Raw genomic sequence first — 16377 nt, forward strand, 5'->3', positions numbered from 1 at the left:
AAAAACTATAATCAATTTCTCATATCTGCACCTTATCTTTGGTTCCTCAATATGTTTTACCCATAACCTCTGACCAACCACGTGTAGTTTTAATCAAGTTCCTGCCTAAAGCCAGTTTTTCAGTTTTAATCCTGTCCTGTTTAAAACCCGGTATCTATTTACTATAACTTATTACTGGTTATGTCCGGGAAAATTATTCGTAATGCCGTCGCATTGATGGCCGTCATTGTTTATTGCAGTTGCTCCAAAACCTCCGGAGTCCGTCTGGATGATCCGTCCAAAACGCCACCGGCAGACACTTCCACGGTACCTGAAAACAGGGTCGACCGCAGCGCATTATTGCAACTTGTAAACGGATTACGCAGCCGTGGCTGTAATTGTGGTACCGATAAAATGCCGCCTGTAGGACAGCTCGTATGGAACGGGCTCCTGGAAAGAGCTGCCTATGATCATAGTAAAGACATGACATTGAATCATTACTTCGACCATAACAGCCCTGGTGGCAGCACTCCCGGTACCCGACTGGATGCCGCAGGGTACAGCTGGACTTATTATGGGGAAAACATTGCTGCGGGCAGTCTGGACGAGCAGGCAGTAGTGCTGGGCTGGCTGAATAGTCCCAAACATTGCCACAATATGATGGATCCCGTGTTTACGGAAATTGGAGTAGGCCGCTATAACAGTAACTGGACCATGGAGCTGGGAAAGAGAAGCTCAGCGAAATAATCAGGGCGCACTCATTTTTTTACGCCAGCTTCGCCAGATCCAATAAAGATAAGCGCACAGGGAAACGCCAAACCAACCATAGAAAAAAATCATCCTGCCGGGGGTAGACTCCTCCGGCACGGCAAAGCCCAGATACAGCCCCAGGAACACGTTGATCATCATCCAGAAAAAACCAATGAACATGGTGCGCATGATTTTTATGAGGAAATGAAACAACTCATAGTCCAGTTTATTGGGATCCGGCTTCGGTTCTTCCGGCGTTTCAGTTATTTCTGGTTCTTCTGCCATAGTTAAAACGTCCCTCCGCTTTATAATTCGCTTTGATAGCTTTTTGCTGTCCGTTTTTAGCTTTCTGCTCCCCTAAGGTATGCACAGTTTTGCCAATGCAGTGCTGTCTCCCTTAAATACATTAAAATCCACGGTAGTGCGAATGCCATTTACCCTGCCTATATCACTGTGCTGCCAGAATAACCAGGCCCTGTCGGAGCGGGGCTTTTCCTTCTGGTAGTAGTGTGCAATCCATAAAGGATACCGGTCAAATTCGCTGCCAAGATAGGTTTCATAAAAATGGATATTGGTATAGATGATAGGCTTTACCTTGTATACTTTCTCCATTTCCTCCAGCCAGATCTTTGCCGTACTGCGGATCACAGCCGCGGGCTGGTTATTGCTGGTTTCAATGTCCAGCACCGGGGGCAGGTCGCCCGATTGCAGATCCGCCACATTATGAAAGTTAATCGCCTGCTTTAAAGGATCCCGGGTAGCATAAAAGAAATGGTAAGCGCCCCTGACCAACCCTGCTTTACCGGCCCGGTCCCAGTTTTGTTTAAAAGCCGCATCCTGCCGGGTAATCCCTTCCGTAGCCTTTATAAAGGCAAAGGATATACGAATATTATCTACCTGCATTTGCTGTACCGCCTGCCAGTTAATATCCTTCTGAAATTTAGAGACATCTATGCCGTGGATCTTATAGTTCACCGGCATATCTATCCCAAACTCCTCATATCTTACAAAGGTAATACGGCCCTCTCGCCCACGCCACCATAAATATGCCACTACGGCCACTATCGCTAATATGACTACTAATAATCTGATCCGGATGCTTTTCACTTTTGCTTCAGTTAGTTGCAGGGTAATTGGGTAAGGGTACTGTAATAAATACCGACAGTCCTATTTTTTACAGCAAGTATAGGCTATAATTTGTTTAAAGAAGCTACTTTTACAATGGTCAAGTGAATTTTTATGCCGGATTTTAACCTGAAAGATACTATTAACCTGCTCTCCAAATTTACGCTGCGTCGCGGTATTAACGCCGGCAAAGTGTTGGGAAGCTATTTTATGAGCAAGTGGACTAACAAGCCCGTTCAATGGGGATATCCCATATCCATCTCTTTTGAACCCACCACTTCCTGTAACCTGCGTTGCCCTGAGTGCCCCAGCGGACTCCGGGCCTTTACCCGCCCTACAGGTATGTTGGAACAGGATTTTTTCAGGAAAACCATCGATGAAATCTCCAAAGAGCTGCTGTACCTGATCTTTTATTTTCAGGGAGAACCTTACCTGAACACAGGATTCCTGGATATGGTAAAATATGCGTCCTCCAAAGGTATTTATACCGCTACCTCTACCAATGCCCACTACCTGACAGATGCCAATGCGAAAAAGACCGTGGAAAGTGGCTTAGACAGGTTGATCATCTCTATTGACGGTACTACCCAGGACGTATATACGCAGTACCGCGTAGGTGGTCATCTCGACAAGGTAATACAGGGCGCCAAAAACATTGTGAAATGGAAAAAGGAACTGAATTCATCCAAGCCATTCGTGTTCTTCCAGTTCCTTGTGGTAAAGCCCAACGAACACCAGATAGAAGATATTAAAAGGCTGGCCAAAGAAATAGGCGTAGACCAGGTGCGGTTTAAGACCGCGCAGGTATATGATTACGAGGAAGGCAACCGCTTAATTCCCACCATCGATAAATACTCCCGCTATCACCGCAAGGAAGATGGTACCTATGCTATTAAAAACAAGCTGGGCAATCATTGCTGGCGGCTATGGCACTCGCCGGTGGTGACCTGGGACGGGCTCGTAGTACCCTGCTGCTTTGATAAAGATGCACAACATCGCCTCGGTGACCTTAAAAAGGAATCTTTCAAAGCCCTGTGGCATAATAAAGAATATATCCGTTTCCGTAGTCAGATCCTCGAAACCCGCAAAAACATAGATATCTGCGCCAATTGCAGCGAAGGCACCAAAGTTTGGGGCTAAAACCTGTTGCAAAAAGTTTTTTCTGATTGACAATCAATGTATTACTACGTTTATAGTTTAATTACTACAAAAATAGTTTTTAAACTACTAAAATAGTATTAGCTTGGTGGTATGAAAAAACTATCCCGAAAAGAAGAAGAATTGATGCAGGTAATATGGGACCTGGATAAGGCTTTTGTAAAAGATGCTATAGAACACCTTCCGGATCCCAAGCCTCATTACAACACCATCGCCACGCTCATGAAGCGCCTGGAAGAAAAAGGGTATCTCGCCCACCATGAGTATGGCGGCTCCTACGAGTATTACCCCATAGTAGGTAAAGAAAACTATAAGGATACATTTATGAAAAAGGTGCTCAATACCTTTTTTGATAACTCCTATCTCAATATGCTGGCTTATTTCGCGAAAGAAGAAAAAATAGACGCCGAGCAAATGAAGGAGCTTGTAAAGATGATTGAGAAAGATAAAAAATAACGTGTATGCCTACCCTGTTTTTATACGTCCTGCAATCATCAGGAACCATGGCGCTCTTCTACCTGCTGTATATCATATGCTTTAAGAAGGAAACTTTTTACAGGTATAACCGCATACTGTTGCTCAGCGCCTTTGTATTTTCGGCTCTCCTCCCGCTATTACCCGTTCCAGCCTTACAGTGGCTGCAAACATCTTCCCCCGAAAACACACAGCAGCTGGTATATATAAGTGATAACGGTCACGCAGCAACGCAAACCGCCGGAGCTACGACTACACAGCATTGGTGGAATCCTTTATCCGCATATGCAGTTCCCGCTTTGATAACGCTCTATATGGGTGTGGCAGTAGTATTGCTCCTGGTACATGCTGTGCAGTTGCTGAAAGTAAACCGGCTGATCGGCAAAGGCAATGTTTATGTAAAACATAATATCCGGTATGTACAACTGCCGGGGCTTACCGCCCCTTTTTCCTTTTCGCGCAACATCTTTTTTGATCCTAACGCTTACGAGCCTACGGAATTACAGCACATTCTGAAGCATGAAGAAGCGCATGTAAGACAATGGCACTCTGCCGACGTACTGCTGTCGTCCATTTATTGTTGTATGTGCTGGATAAATCCATTTGCATGGCTGTGTAAAAAAGCGCTGCAACTCAACCTGGAATTCCTGGCAGATGAAGCAGCCATACAGGTTTCCAATGCCCCTGTGGCATACCAGTACAGCTTACTCAAAATAAGCAGCACCTCCCGGCCGGCAGCCATGGTGAACCACTTTAGCACGTCATTTATTAAAAATAGAATACGCATGATGAACAAAACCCAATCACCCCGTTTACGTACCTGGCGGTACCTGTTGCTGCTGCCGGTACTCGCCCTGGCTACCGGCCTTTTATCCGCTACCACCGGTAATGTAGTTATGGACTCTGGCGCCGATAAGTACCTTGTTACTGAAAATGGCGTCATTCATGGCATGGTAACCCGCCTGAGCACCGATCAGGACCTGGCCGACATGAAAGCTGCGTTGGCGGTGAAGGATATTCACCTCTCCATCCCTGTATTGAAACGCAATGCCGCCGGAGAAATTATCAATATCCAATTTGAAGCAAAAGACAAGCGTAGCAGTGTGACCGAGACTTTAGACGAAGGCCCTATCTCTCCTTTCTTTTTTTATTTTGGAAAAACCGAAAGCGGAATCGGAGAAATGCCTTTTAAACACACGCCTCAAAGCCTGTTAAACAGGGCCATTGCGGAGAGTAATGGGAAAACAAAAGGAATCACCACTGATTCTACTTTCCTCAATCGTTTTGCAGGTGGAAAAGAAGGTTATGCAAAATTTCTGGCGAGGAATATCCGTTACCCACGCCATTGCCAGGAAAATAACATTGTAGGCAATGTAACGGCGCAATACCAGATTTTGCCCAGTGGGGAAGTAACAAATGCAGAAGTATTGCTGTCTCCTGATAAAGTGATGGGAGATGAAGTGGTACGGATAATAAAAATGCTTCCTGCTTTCAAGGCAGATGCTACCGGTAAAACAGTTACCGCTTCGCTGAATATAACATTTCAGTTGGAAGTAGCCGGGAAAACACTGAAAGGCCCTGACACTGATAGAGACGGTACTGTAATGGTTATCGGATACGGTAAGCAGTAACCTCTATTCCGCCACAGGTTCTTTCTTCTTCTTCCGGCTTTTAGTCACCTTATTAAAAAGGTTGATCCCTAGCTGAACGCCAATAAATTCAAGCGCTGTCATTAATGCCCCGGTAGCGAAATTCTTAAATTTACCACTGCCCCACGCCATCTTAGCCACATTCAGGGCTACGTTCAAGGCACCGCTATGCTTTGCGCTACCGGGGATAACAGCATTCAGGGCCATCTTTTTATAGTTGTCCCTGAAATAGTCTACCCTGTTGCCCATTTCATTTTCCAGCTGTCTGGACCGCATTTTTAAACGGGCAATTTCCAGCTCCAGTGCTTCGAAGCTGTCTATTTTCTTACGCATGTGTAAATGTTTAGCATTGATTATCCTCTTGCGGTGTTTTCAGTTGCTTCTTCATCGGGAACATACCCCGGATCTGCCGGTTTTTCCCTTTCGCGTTGATTATGAATATGGTTGGATTGTTCGTCATGGTCGGTTATTTCGTCCACCAGCTCTGTTATCAGCAGTTTTGCCAGCGGGCGTTGAATCAGTTGTTTACGGAACAACAGGATAATCACAAATAACACCACAAATAAACCAGCAGCACAGCCAAACCCAATAGTAAAACTACCGGTCATTTCACCGATCCAAAAGCCCACTACCATGCCCAGGAACACAATCACAAAAAAGAACAGCAGGAAAGCCATCGTAAGCGAGAAGAAGAGTCCCAAAGCTTTCGATAATTTTCCTGCTGCCTGGAGCTTAATCAGGTCCAGTCTGGTTTCCAGGTATTCCCTGGCTACTTTTCCCGTTTGGTTAAAGTAGTTGCCGAAATTATCTTCCATGCAAATATTTTTATTCAAATGGGGTTTACGCCAATTCGTTCTCTAACTCATCCTGGAATTGGTCTTTTTTCTTTCTCCATTTTTCTTTCAGCTTGTCGGATTGATCTCTGAGCTTTTCAACCAGTTCATCTTTTTTGTCTGAATTCAGGAAGTAACCTACTGCTACGCCAACGGCTGCACCTACAATAAATGAAACCACGGCTTTTGAACTTGTACTCATAACTAAGGTTTTAAAGATGTTATAAATTAGGTTTTCTTTTTTTGTACCAGAGGTTCAACAAACACCATTCCATAAATGGGCGTTATTTAAAACTAAAATGTTAAACCTCCGTTTCTAAGAACAAGTGCTGTGCAATTTTGTTTACTGTTCACAGCAACATCATAACAGCATCCGGTCTGCTTTTTGACATACCGGATAATTTCACGATATTTTGTACTATGAGCTATCTTGATAACGACCGTCTTAAACAAATTGGATTCCTCCTCCTGATCCTTTTCCTGGCCGTGCTCCTTTTTATGGAGATGTTTACGTTTTTCCCCGGCTTTCTTGGCGCGGTAACCCTCTACGTAATTTGCCGGAAATGGATGTTCCACCTTACAGAACAGCGAAAATGGAACCAACGTCTTGCAGCCTCCGTGCTGATGGTGCTCTCTTTTCTCGTTATCCTGCTGCCTGTAGGAATGCTTATTAACATGCTCACGGCCAAAGTGGCCTATGCTGCCAATCACTCCACTGAGCTGATCAATAGCCTGAAACAAACCAATGCCCGGCTGGAAGAAAGCCTTGGGTTTGGTTTGCTTACCGCGGAGCGGCTGCAAAAGTTGCAGGAAAATATCACGGCATTCTTACCTGGCTTCCTCGGTGCTACTTTCAATACCCTTACGGCCATCGCTATCATGTACTTTATCCTTTACTTTATGCTGGTAAACGGCCGGAAAATGGAGGAAAACCTGTATGAATACATCCCACTGAAAGATAAAAATGTGGAAAGACTGGGTAAAGAGTTCAACACTTTGGTAATTGCCAATGCGGTTGGTATCCCGCTGATTGCCATTGTGCAGGGTATCATCTCGCTAATCGGCTATTTGGTTTTTGGAATACCCCAGCCGTTTTTCTGGTTTGTTGTTACCTGCTTTACAGCCATGCTCCCCGTGGTAGGTGCGGCCGCAGTGTATGTGCCATTAGGCGTTTATCTGCTGGCAATAGGTAATACCTGGCAAGGGGTCGCTATCCTCGTATATGGATTTGGTGTAGTAGGCACCTCCGACAATATTGCCCGTATGCTGCTGGCAAAGCGGATAGCGGATGTACATCCACTCATTACCATATTCGGTGTAATTATAGGAGTAAGCCTGTTTGGCTTCATTGGTCTCATTTTCGGACCATTACTCATTTCCATGTTTATCCTGCTGCTCGACATATATGGAAATGAATTCGTGATAAAAAGAAGGGAACTCGCACAAAAAAAAGGGGAGCAAAATACCGCCGATTAGCGGTAATAGTTGTTTTCTCCGATGTACCGGATCACATTGTCCGGTACCATAAATCGCACAGATTTTCCTTCTTTTATCCATTTACGTATATCTGTTGCCGAGATATCGAGCATAGGCGCCTCCAGGATTTCAATTGCTGCCCCAAAGGTATCCGTAATTTCATGCCCGGGCCGGCGGTATACATAAATGGGATAATTTTTTACGATGTGTTCAAAATTTTTCCAGCGTGGTAAATTCTGAAAACTATCACTGCCCATAATAATGGCAAATTCCTGCGTTGGAAATTTTTCTCCCAGGTATGTCAGGGTGTCTACCGTATAAGAAGGTCGGGGTAAAGAAAATTCGATATTGCTGGCGCGTAACCGTACCTCATCTTTAATGGCCAGTTCCACCAGGTGGAAGCGGTCGTGCTCATTGAGCAGTGCTGACTGGGGTTTCAACGGGTTATGCGGAGAAACCACCAGCCATACTTTATCAAGATCAGTATTGTACGCAACGTAATTGGCAATGATCAAATGCCCCGTGTGTATAGGATTAAAAGACCCAAAATACAAGCCTATTCTCATGTTTCGTCGTATAAATTGCCAATGGCGACATCAATAATGCGTGTAAAAATAGGCATTTAATGCCGGAACATGTAAATAAGGCTTATTCCAATGGTTTGAACTGCTCAAACACCTGTCCGCATGCCTTACAAAAATGAATCGCCCGGCAAAGTGTAGAGCCAAAGGGAGAACGTAAATAGGTTTCCTTACTGCCACAATGCGGACAGGGTATTTCCAGCATAATTTCGGCACTCACCTCTCCGGCCAGTATCTGTGGCGGGGCGATACCAAAATTTTTCAGCTTTTCTTTGGCCGCTGCCGTCATCCGGTTGCTTTGCCAATGTACTTCCTTATCCACTTCAACGCTAACGGCTATACCGAGTTCATTTTCCAGGGTTGTTTTTATATTGTTACGGATGTAGCTTACCGCAGGACAAGCCGCAAATGTGGGAATCATTTTAACATGCACCGCCCCGGCTTCCAGCTCCACCCCGGTGATCATGCCGAGGTCGATAACACTTAATACCGGGATCTCCGGATCCATCACATGTTCCAGTGATTCATATACTTCTGCTATTGTAGTTTTGTGAGACATTTTTTACCAGCCGGCCTCCGCATCCAGGTTAAACACTTCGCTCATTTCTTTTAACAGGGGCTGCAGGTGAATGGTATGAATTCCTTGCCGGCCGCCATAAACCGGCTTGATCGCTGTTATGGCCGGTAAGTTCAGCGAGGCTTTTACCAATACCGGGTAAATCCGGTCCAGCCAACGACGATACAGCTCCGCTTCGCCAGGATAGACTTTATCTTCAATCAGCGCGGCCTCATGCTCCGGGGATGCTTCAAAAAGCCCTGCAGCCAGCGCAATGGTATCGTTCAGCGCCTGTTGCATACGCCCATAGCTTTCTTCCCCCGCCTTACTGAGTTGCATTACCCAGGCATTTGCATGCAGCGTATGATATTTCAATTCTCCTTTTACTTTTTTACTAAGCAGCCGGAGAGACTCAAAACTGCTCTCCTGCATACTTTCATACCGGATCGTTTCCGCCTGGTCAAATAGAAAATGACGCATCAGGCTGAAATCGTACGTACCATTGGGCATTTCCACCAGGTGGGCCGATCTGTACTCCTTTTCCGGCCGCAGAAAAGCAAACCTGTCGGGGTCTTCTCCCCCAAGATCCTCATGTAGTATCCGGTACAAAGCCCATGCATGGCCAATTTTATCCTGCGCCATGGAAGAAAAAGCAATGTCTTCCTCCATCACAGGTCCTAATCCTGTCCACTCAGAATTCCGATGTCCCTGTATTAGTTCATCATCGGCCATTTTTATGATCAGATCCTTTATAGCTGCTTGATTAATCATTTGGATTGTTTGAATTTATTGATCTTCTCCATCACTTTAAAACCGCTGGCATCGCGGTAGGTTTTCTCCAGGTTGTTGGCAAACATATCTTCATCTTCTACATCAAAAGCCAGTATATCTGCACTTTTTACCACCCAGAGATTAACGCATTTTTTGCGGCGGGCAAACTGTTCCTTTGCGAATACGAGCGCCAGTTGCGGGTCAGGGGCATGCACACATCCAACATGCTCGTGATGCGCCCCCCTTTTTTCCTGGTGAAAAACTTCGTAGATATTCCAGTTCTCTCCTTCCTCCACTTTCACTACTTCTCCCGCCTCGCCTAGTTTCAGCCTGTTTACGCGGGGATCTAAAGAATCGTTCGACATGAATTATTGCGTGATTTTAAAATAGTAAACAGATGCGTTATGCCACCGGCAATGCTCTTTTTTCCGTTGGCTTCATTAACGCTTTACGTACCCATCGACCCTGTTCTTCAGCCCATTTGCGCACCTGCAAACGCTCTGCATTGCACGGGCCGCCGCCGTTGATCACCCGGAAAAATTCCTCCCAATCAGGATCAGTATATTCCCATTTGCCTGTTTCCGCATTTTTCTTCAGCGCGGGATCAGGCAGGGTCATGCCCAATTCCCATATTTTGGGTACATAAGAATCCAGGAACTGGTTGCGCATATCATCATTGCTGGCCATTTTCACCTTCCATTGCATCAGCTTTTCGCTATGACTGGAAGCCTTATCCGGAGGACCAAAGAAATGCATAATAGGTTGCCACCAACGGTTAAGGGCATCCTGCAGCATTGCTTTCTGTGCAGGTGTACCGGTAGCCAGTTCAATAAACGCATCGTGCCCCTGTTTCAGGTGGAAACTCTCTTCATAACAAATACGTTCCAGGGCCCTGCAATACGGTCCATAAGACCCTTTTGCATTCGCCACCTGGTTTACAATGGCAGCTGCATCAATGAGGAATCCGATGACGGCAACATCTGCCCATGTTTCGGCAGGATAATTAAAGACATTGGAATATTTGGATTTACCGCTGAGCAGGTCGTTGATCATGGCTTCCCTCGATTTACCCAGGGTTTCGGCCGCATTATAGAGCAGCTGTCCATGGCCTATCTCATCCTGCACCTTGGCGATCAATGCCAGTTTACGCTTGAATCCCGGCGCCCGGGTTATCCAGGTACCTTCGGGTAAAGCGCCAATAATTTCAGAGTGAGCGTGTTGTTCAATAAGCCGTATCAACTGTCTGCGATACTCCACCGGCATCCAGTCGCCAGGTTCAATTTTTTCACCTTTGGCAATACGTTCCTCAAAAGCAGCCAGCTTTTCGGGTTCATCATGCTGCTGTTCTTCCCTCAACTGTTTCTTGTTGGGTTCATCGAAAATATATCCACCGCCGTACATAGTGCGATTGTTTTGGTCGGAAGTAATTTACGGAAAAAAGCCCGTTTCAACAGGAAATCATTGTCAAAAAGCCAGGGTCAAAATGTTATAGAATCGCCAAATTTTCCATACATGAAACAGATAGCCGGGCATTACAGTAATTTTATTATGGTCTTTTTCGCTTATGCTCCCAAATCCTGTTATACTGTGCTTGCTGTTGCTCCCCTCCGGGAAGCAACACACCTGTTCCGATACCACGGAAACGGGACATTATACCGTTATACAGCTGAGCTTTGATGAAACACCTGTCCCCTTATCCCCTGATTCGGATACGATCTTTTATGATCCGGCCAGGAAACTACAATGGGATGACTTTCGGGCCCAGCCATCGCCCGCCGGCCCCAGCGCCGCTGTGGCTTACACCAGCTTCGCCTACGATGGTAACAGCAACCTGGTAAATGATACCCTGCGCATCACCTTGCGCCTGCAGGTGTTTTTTATAAAAAGTGCATCCTGGGTACGGCCGGAGGCCCGGAACAACTATGCGCTTGCACATGAACAGCTGCATTTCGACATTACCCGGCTGGTAGTGGAACGGTTCAAACAAAAACTCCGGCAAACCGCCCTGAACCGCGACGATTATGATAGTATCATACAATATCAGTATCTTCAATCATTCCGGGAAATGAACCGCCTGCAGTATAAATTTGATCAGGAAACCAATCACGGACTAAATCCCGCTGCCCAGATACGCTGGCGGGATAAAGTAAACGTAGGTCTGAAAAACAATGGCGTGCTTCCGGAAGAACTGGGCATTGAAGGGATTAATTTTACCCCCTCCATACCCGGCCAGCAATAAATACACACAACGTTTAGCCATACAAGTTATGCCACACAAACTGGAACACATGCAACCCAACTATTGCCTTAAAGCACTGATCGCCGGCCTGCTGCTTATTTTCCTGTTGCCCGCCTGCAAGAAAAATGACAGCACCAACCCACGCCGCAATCCCCCGGACAACAACACCGCAAAAAGCATTAACGACAGTATCTTCTTTATTGCAAAAGATATTTACCTGTGGACAGACGCCCTTCCCGACTCCGCCACCTTTAAACCTTCCGGCTATTCCTCCCCCATAGACATGTTCCATGCGCTGACGCTGTATAAGAAAGATGCCGGCAACAATGTACTGGACCGCTACAGCTTTATGGATAATGGCGGTACCTCCAGGGTACTTCAACAGGGCATTGCAGGCGATATTGGTTTTGAAGTAGGCTACCAGACCAATACGGAGCTGCGCGTGGTATATGTATACCCCGGCTCACCGGCAGATAAAGCCGGCATAAAACGCGGCTGGCAGCTCACTGCCGTAAACGGCGTTACCAGCTTCAGATATAACGATAAAAGCACCGACGACCTGTTGAATAACGCCTTTGGCAGCCAGAGCGCCACCTTTGGCTTTAAGAAACCCGATAATACCTCGCAGCAGTATACTTTACAAGCCGCCACCTATAAACTTAATCCTGTTCTTTATTCGCACCTCTACGACTTCAGTGGCACTAAGATCGGCTACTTCGTATTCAATAACTTCGTGGCCCTGGCAGATGTAAAGCCTTTAATCGACTCGCTGTTTAACGCATTTACCAAAGCCGGCGTAAAACAGGTGATTATTGACCTGCGCTACAATGGCGGCGGATTAATAGAAACCGCCGAATACCTGGCCAACAAACTGGTGCCTGCCGGTAAAAACAATACAGAGATGTATTCCCAGTATTTCAACAGCAATGTAAATACCAACAACTACAGCAGCTACTTTAAAAACATGAAAGCGGTGCCGTATTATCCGACCTTAAACTGGTCTGATATTTTTTACAGCGAAGCCACTACTTATAAAACGGCCAAATTCCAGAAAGATGGCGCCCTTGATCTCACAAAAGTGAACTTCCTGGTTACACGCAACACCGTATCGGCCAGCGAATTGCTGTACAATGTGCTGAAACCCGCCATGACCACCAACCTGGTAGGCGATAGCACCTACGGTAAACCTGTTGGATTTATCAATATCAGCTTTGGTAAATATGATATGTACGCGGTCAACTTCCAGACAAAAAACTCAGCCGGTGAAGGAGATTATTTCAAGGGTTTGAAACCGCAGATTACGGCGTATGATGATTATACTACTGATTGGGGTACATTGAGCGATCCGCTGTTGCACGCCTCCCTGCTGGATATGGGTATACCTGCCGGTTCGCTGGGCCGTATGGCTAAAACAGATCCCAACCGGCTTGCCCGCACGGATGCCAACAGACTGGATGCCACCCATTTTAAAGGCATGATACATACTTTCAGAAAATAGGGAAACGTACGGGGGATGCCGGTAGTCTTTTGCGTAGTACATCTACCGAAAAAACCAGCATCCCCGTTATTTATTACATTGTTTTTGCCCCGCTGTATTTATTCTCCGGCATATTGGCATCTATTGTTTTTACCACATCGAGGATGGCCTGCACCGACCGGTAGTAAAACGAATGATTGATCCGGCTATACTCGTCTGAAGCGTGGTGATAATCAGGATGATCTTCCACACCAAAGTACAGGAAAGGAATTTTTTGTTTGAAGAACTCATACTGATCGCTTTGCCTGGTCCAGTCGTCAGCGCTGCTCTCCGGCTTATCATGCCCGGCAATGAGTTTTACGCTGCTGCGCCCCGCCACTTCATCAATATATTTTTTCAGGTTTGGAAACTGGTAGGTCCCGCATACATACAGTTCATTTTTGTCGTTATGGGCAATCATGTCCATATTGATATTCTGCCGGATCTGGCTGAGTGGCACCGGCGGTTGTGCAACAAAGGCGGCGGCGCCCTGCAGCCCTTCTTCTTCTCCGTCGAACGCTGCAAAAATAAGGGTATACCGGGGAGGATGTTGTTTAAAATATGCTGCCATGGCTAATAACCCACCAATACCGGAAGCATTGTCGTCGGCTCCGTTATAAACAGAATCTGTTTTGCCGGCATTGCCTTTTACGCCAAGATGATCATAGTGAGCGGAAATAACGATCACGGTGCTCAGTTTACCCGGAATATAGCCGTAGAGGTTAGTGCCCATTACTTTTTTATCCCCTTCCTGGAAGTAAAAGGAATACTCGTAGGTGTCGTGATAGGCAGCGATGCCCAATTTCTTAAACCGGTCAATGATATAAAACTGTGCCATGCGGCTGCCGCGGGTACCCGTTTTCCGGCCTTCAAACTTATCAGCCGAAAGCGTCCGTATATCCTTCATCAGTGATGAAGAATCTACGGTTGTTTGCGCCATTGCGGGCAGCGTAGCCAGGAGGCAAAAGCTATAAAAAAGCCATTTCATAAACAATGCATTTACGGTTAACTGTAAACGCAATGTACAAGATATTATTTGAAGATATTGAAGACGATCAAACTGCAGATATAGGCCAGCGTTGTCATGTATACCAGCTGTATTGCCGGGTATTTCCATGATTTTGTTTCGCGTTTAACGATGGCCATTGTACTCATACACTGCATGGCAAATGCGTAGAAAAGCATTAATGATAACCCCGCTGCCAGTGTATATACGGGTCTTCCATCGGGCCAGGCAGCGGAAGAAAGTTTTTCCCGCAGGGTGGCGTTATTATTATCCGGATCTTCACCCACGCTATAAAGGGTGGCCATGGTACCCACAAATACTTCACGGGCAGCAAAGGAGGTGATCAATGCAATCCCTATTTTCCAGTCAAAGCCCAGCGGCCGGATAGCCGGCTCAATGGCATGTCCGAGCATACCCGCATAAGAGTTGGATAATTTCGCCGATTGAAATTCCTTGTTCAGCACGGCTGCCTCCCGTGATTCCGGCGCCACCTTCGCTATGAGGGGTTCATATTTCTGGTGTACTGGCTGCATCCTGCTGGCCGGGCCATAAGAGGCCAGGAACCATAAGATCACAGATATCACCACAATGACCTTACCGGCATCTTTCACAAATATCTTTGCTTTTTCTACCATGGTAGTTCCTACGTTAGCCCAGCGTGGTGAGCGGTAAACAGGCAATTCCATAATGAAATAACTCTTCTCTTTAATGCGCACAAAGAGCTTCATAACAGCGGCAATGAATATTGCCATGAAGAAGCCCAGCAAGTACAACCCCATCATTACAAGGCCCTGTAAACCCAGGATGCCGAAGCGTTTGTCGGGGATCACCAATGCAATCATCATCGTGTAAATAGGCAACCTGGCCGAACAACTCATCAAAGGTGTAACCATGATGGTGATGAGTCTTTCTTTTTTATTTTCGATGGTACGGGTAGCCATAATAGCCGGCACGGCGCAAGCTACGCCACTGATGAGCGGCATCACCGATTTTCCGTTCAGGCCTACCTGCCGCATCAAACGGTCGGTGAGGAAACTGATACGGGCCATGTAGCCGGTATCTTCCAGGATGGTGATTAACCCAAACAGGATCATGATCTGTGGAATAAATACTGCAAACCCGCTGATACCAGCCAGTATTCCATTGATAAAGAAGTCGGTGACCTTATTATCGGGCAGTGTGCTGCTCAACCATCCGCTCAGGGCGCCGAAGCCGCCTTCTATCCAGTCCATCGGGTAAGAGGCAAGCCAGAAAATGCTCTGAAACAGCAGGAACATTACTGCCAGCAAAATGGCGTATCCCCAGAAACGATGGAGCAACAGGTCATCTATTTTTTCTGAACGCAATTGTTTTTGCAGCGGATCATTTTCCACTGCCGTTGCTTTCATGATGTGTTTGATACGGGCATAACGCTGCATGATCTCTTCTGCCTGTATCTTCGTTTTATTGAAGGCATAGGTTTCCTGCGCATTTTTGATGGCCAGCCGCTGGCCCGCGTTGATAAAGGAAAGCTCATCAACGTTAACGGCTATATGTAAAGCGCCATAGTCACTTTTACAGGCGGTTACTTTCTTTACTTCCTCAATTACTTCCTTAGCCAACGCGCTGTTATTGATAAAGTCCCTGGGTGGGGTACTGTAATGGGACCGTAAAGCGAGGTCTATTACTTTTTTTATTTCGGCAACACCTTTGTTTTTGCGGGGATTGATAGCGACTACGGGTACCCCCAATTCTCTTTCCAATCCGTCGAGGTCAATTTCCACGCCTTTTTTACGGGCAATGTCCATCATCGTCAGCCCGATAATAACCGGGATCTTCAGGTCTATGATCTGGGAACAAAAGAGGAGATTACGTTTCAGGTTGGAGGCATCCGCCACAATGATAATGAGTCGTGGGGTATCGCTGGTATTCTGATTGATCAGCACATCGTAGGTTACATATTCGTCGGCGCTTTTCGGGTACAGGCTGTAAGTGCCGGGCAGATCGATGATATTGGCGGTTACGCCAGCTGCTATCTGAGCCGTTCCGGTTTTCTTATCTACCGTTACTCCCGGGAAATTACCCACCTTCTGGTTTAAACCGGTGAGCGCATTAAAAAGGGAACTTTTACCACTATTCGGATTTCCTACCAGCGCGATGTTTATGGGAGCCTGCATTCCTTATCTTATCCAATTGTTTAATGTAATGTGCTGAATATGCAAAGTTAAACATTAATCAGAGGGATGAATGATCCGATCGGGAAAATCTCGGAAAGGACGTGTTAA

The 16377-nt window shown here is 46.2% G+C and carries 19 protein-coding genes; 7 read left to right on the plus strand and 12 right to left on the minus strand.

All coding sequences use genetic code 11. The annotated features are described in order from the left end of the window. Nucleotides 1–180: 180 nt before the first annotated feature. Nucleotides 181–726, plus strand: coding sequence for a CAP domain-containing protein (locus tag KE626_RS00710; protein WP_211970887.1), 546 nt, complete (start codon nucleotides 181–183; stop codon nucleotides 724–726). Here the strand turns inward: KE626_RS00710 and KE626_RS00715 are convergent, their stop codons facing one another. Further along, nucleotides 727–1014 carry a hypothetical protein gene (locus KE626_RS00715; protein WP_211970888.1) on the minus strand — a complete coding sequence of 96 codons (288 nt, stop codon included), beginning with the start codon at nucleotides 1012–1014 and terminating at the stop codon, nucleotides 727–729. Nucleotides 1015–1086: 72 nt separating this feature from the next. Then, complete coding sequence (locus KE626_RS00720; RefSeq protein WP_346344323.1) at nucleotides 1087–1836, minus strand: glycoside hydrolase family 25 protein; 750 nt, start codon at nucleotides 1834–1836, stop codon at nucleotides 1087–1089. A 132-nt stretch (nucleotides 1837–1968) separates the two neighbouring features. Between KE626_RS00720 and KE626_RS00725 the strand changes: the two genes are divergently transcribed. The 3 genes from KE626_RS00725 to KE626_RS00735 all read left to right on the plus strand — a co-directional run bounded on the left by KE626_RS00725 (nucleotide 1969) and on the right by KE626_RS00735 (nucleotide 5117). Further along, the gene (locus tag KE626_RS00725; RefSeq protein WP_211970889.1) at nucleotides 1969–2994 is read left to right on the plus strand and encodes an SPASM domain-containing protein; all 1026 of its coding nucleotides are present in this window, start codon (nucleotides 1969–1971) and stop codon (nucleotides 2992–2994) included. Nucleotides 2995–3105: 111 nt separating this feature from the next. After that, the gene (locus tag KE626_RS00730) at nucleotides 3106–3468 is read left to right on the plus strand and encodes a BlaI/MecI/CopY family transcriptional regulator (RefSeq protein WP_211970890.1); all 363 of its coding nucleotides are present in this window, start codon (nucleotides 3106–3108) and stop codon (nucleotides 3466–3468) included. A gap of 5 nt (nucleotides 3469–3473) precedes the next feature. After that, the gene (locus KE626_RS00735; RefSeq protein ID WP_211970891.1) at nucleotides 3474–5117 is read left to right on the plus strand and encodes a M56 family metallopeptidase; all 1644 of its coding nucleotides are present in this window, start codon (nucleotides 3474–3476) and stop codon (nucleotides 5115–5117) included. Nucleotides 5118–5120: 3 nt separating this feature from the next. Here the strand turns inward: KE626_RS00735 and KE626_RS00740 are convergent, their stop codons facing one another. From KE626_RS00740 to KE626_RS00750, 3 genes are read right to left on the minus strand one after another with little or no spacing between them, the layout of a single operon-like run. Then, nucleotides 5121–5468 (minus strand): hypothetical protein, encoded by a 348-nt coding sequence (locus KE626_RS00740; RefSeq protein WP_211970892.1) that lies wholly within the window; start codon nucleotides 5466–5468, stop codon nucleotides 5121–5123. A 20-nt stretch (nucleotides 5469–5488) separates the two neighbouring features. Further along, nucleotides 5489–5950 carry a hypothetical protein gene (locus tag KE626_RS00745; RefSeq protein WP_211970893.1) on the minus strand — a complete coding sequence of 154 codons (462 nt, stop codon included), beginning with the start codon at nucleotides 5948–5950 and terminating at the stop codon, nucleotides 5489–5491. A 25-nt stretch (nucleotides 5951–5975) separates the two neighbouring features. Then, nucleotides 5976–6170, minus strand: coding sequence for a YtxH domain-containing protein (locus KE626_RS00750; protein ID WP_166649869.1), 195 nt, complete (start codon nucleotides 6168–6170; stop codon nucleotides 5976–5978). A gap of 218 nt (nucleotides 6171–6388) precedes the next feature. On the opposite strand from KE626_RS00750, the gene KE626_RS00755 reads away from it, so the two are divergent. Then, the gene (locus KE626_RS00755) at nucleotides 6389–7444 is read left to right on the plus strand and encodes an AI-2E family transporter (protein ID WP_211970895.1); all 1056 of its coding nucleotides are present in this window, start codon (nucleotides 6389–6391) and stop codon (nucleotides 7442–7444) included. On the opposite strand, the gene nadD is transcribed toward KE626_RS00755, so the two are convergent. From nadD to paaA, 5 genes are all read right to left on the minus strand, one after another. Beyond that, entirely contained in the window at nucleotides 7441–8010 is a 570-nt protein-coding gene (gene nadD / locus KE626_RS00760; RefSeq protein ID WP_211970897.1) for a nicotinate (nicotinamide) nucleotide adenylyltransferase, read from the minus strand. The genes KE626_RS00755 and nadD overlap by 4 nt on opposite strands. Before the next feature lie 82 nt (nucleotides 8011–8092). After that, nucleotides 8093–8584, minus strand: a complete 492-nt coding sequence (gene paaD, locus KE626_RS00765) for a 1,2-phenylacetyl-CoA epoxidase subunit PaaD (protein ID WP_211970898.1) — start codon at nucleotides 8582–8584, stop codon at nucleotides 8093–8095. Between the two features lie 3 nt (nucleotides 8585–8587). Further along, on the minus strand, nucleotides 8588–9352 hold the full coding sequence (gene paaC / locus KE626_RS00770) for a 1,2-phenylacetyl-CoA epoxidase subunit PaaC (RefSeq protein WP_211970899.1): 765 nt from the start codon (nucleotides 9350–9352) through the stop codon (nucleotides 8588–8590). After that, entirely contained in the window at nucleotides 9349–9717 is a 369-nt protein-coding gene (locus KE626_RS00775) for a 1,2-phenylacetyl-CoA epoxidase subunit B (RefSeq protein WP_211970900.1), read from the minus strand. The genes paaC and KE626_RS00775 overlap by 4 nt, the downstream gene beginning before the upstream one ends. Nucleotides 9718–9754: 37 nt before the next feature. Next, nucleotides 9755–10753 carry a 1,2-phenylacetyl-CoA epoxidase subunit PaaA gene (paaA, locus tag KE626_RS00780; RefSeq protein ID WP_211970901.1) on the minus strand — a complete coding sequence of 333 codons (999 nt, stop codon included), beginning with the start codon at nucleotides 10751–10753 and terminating at the stop codon, nucleotides 9755–9757. A 163-nt stretch (nucleotides 10754–10916) separates the two neighbouring features. Here paaA and KE626_RS00785 point away from each other — a divergent pair, with 163 nt between their 5' ends. Beyond that, the gene (locus KE626_RS00785; protein WP_211970903.1) at nucleotides 10917–11591 is read left to right on the plus strand and encodes a hypothetical protein; all 675 of its coding nucleotides are present in this window, start codon (nucleotides 10917–10919) and stop codon (nucleotides 11589–11591) included. 49 nt (nucleotides 11592–11640) lie between these two features. Next, entirely contained in the window at nucleotides 11641–13089 is a 1449-nt protein-coding gene (locus KE626_RS00790) for a S41 family peptidase (protein ID WP_211970905.1), read from the plus strand. 73 nt (nucleotides 13090–13162) lie between these two features. On the opposite strand, the gene KE626_RS00795 is transcribed toward KE626_RS00790, so the two are convergent. Both KE626_RS00795 and feoB read right to left on the minus strand, forming a co-directional pair. Then, complete coding sequence (locus KE626_RS00795) at nucleotides 13163–14095, minus strand: M28 family peptidase (protein WP_211970907.1); 933 nt, start codon at nucleotides 14093–14095, stop codon at nucleotides 13163–13165. A 44-nt stretch (nucleotides 14096–14139) separates the two neighbouring features. Beyond that, nucleotides 14140–16269 (minus strand): ferrous iron transport protein B, encoded by a 2130-nt coding sequence (feoB, locus tag KE626_RS00800; protein WP_211970909.1) that lies wholly within the window; start codon nucleotides 16267–16269, stop codon nucleotides 14140–14142. Nucleotides 16270–16377: the final 108 nt, after the last annotated feature.

The organism is Chitinophaga hostae, from assembly GCF_018224885.1.
Lineage (GTDB): Bacteria > Bacteroidota > Bacteroidia > Chitinophagales > Chitinophagaceae > Chitinophaga > Chitinophaga hostae.

Excerpts from the sequence above, each read along its gene's own strand:
- KE626_RS00710 (WP_211970887.1), top strand. The coding sequence starts at position 181 with ATGTCCGGGAAAATTATTCGTAATGCCGTCGCATTGATGGCCGTCATT.
- KE626_RS00715 (WP_211970888.1), bottom strand. The coding sequence starts at position 1,014 with ATGGCAGAAGAACCAGAAATAACTGAAACGCCGGAAGAACCGAAGCCG.
- KE626_RS00725 (WP_211970889.1), top strand. The coding sequence starts at position 1,969 with ATGCCGGATTTTAACCTGAAAGATACTATTAACCTGCTCTCCAAATTT.
- KE626_RS00730 (WP_211970890.1), top strand. The coding sequence starts at position 3,106 with ATGAAAAAACTATCCCGAAAAGAAGAAGAATTGATGCAGGTAATATGG.
- KE626_RS00735 (WP_211970891.1), top strand. The coding sequence starts at position 3,474 with ATGCCTACCCTGTTTTTATACGTCCTGCAATCATCAGGAACCATGGCG.
- KE626_RS00740 (WP_211970892.1), bottom strand. The coding sequence starts at position 5,468 with ATGCGTAAGAAAATAGACAGCTTCGAAGCACTGGAGCTGGAAATTGCC.
- KE626_RS00745 (WP_211970893.1), bottom strand. The coding sequence starts at position 5,950 with ATGGAAGATAATTTCGGCAACTACTTTAACCAAACGGGAAAAGTAGCC.
- KE626_RS00750 (WP_166649869.1), bottom strand. The coding sequence starts at position 6,170 with ATGAGTACAAGTTCAAAAGCCGTGGTTTCATTTATTGTAGGTGCAGCC.
- KE626_RS00755 (WP_211970895.1), top strand. The coding sequence starts at position 6,389 with ATGAGCTATCTTGATAACGACCGTCTTAAACAAATTGGATTCCTCCTC.
- nadD (WP_211970897.1), bottom strand. The coding sequence starts at position 8,010 with ATGAGAATAGGCTTGTATTTTGGGTCTTTTAATCCTATACACACGGGG.
- paaD (WP_211970898.1), bottom strand. The coding sequence starts at position 8,584 with ATGTCTCACAAAACTACAATAGCAGAAGTATATGAATCACTGGAACAT.
- paaC (WP_211970899.1), bottom strand. The coding sequence starts at position 9,352 with ATGATTAATCAAGCAGCTATAAAGGATCTGATCATAAAAATGGCCGAT.
- KE626_RS00775 (WP_211970900.1), bottom strand. The coding sequence starts at position 9,717 with ATGTCGAACGATTCTTTAGATCCCCGCGTAAACAGGCTGAAACTAGGC.
- paaA (WP_211970901.1), bottom strand. The coding sequence starts at position 10,753 with ATGTACGGCGGTGGATATATTTTCGATGAACCCAACAAGAAACAGTTG.
- KE626_RS00785 (WP_211970903.1), top strand. The coding sequence starts at position 10,917 with ATGCTCCCAAATCCTGTTATACTGTGCTTGCTGTTGCTCCCCTCCGGG.
- KE626_RS00790 (WP_211970905.1), top strand. The coding sequence starts at position 11,641 with ATGCAACCCAACTATTGCCTTAAAGCACTGATCGCCGGCCTGCTGCTT.
- KE626_RS00795 (WP_211970907.1), bottom strand. The coding sequence starts at position 14,095 with ATGAAATGGCTTTTTTATAGCTTTTGCCTCCTGGCTACGCTGCCCGCA.
- feoB (WP_211970909.1), bottom strand. The coding sequence starts at position 16,269 with ATGCAGGCTCCCATAAACATCGCGCTGGTAGGAAATCCGAATAGTGGT.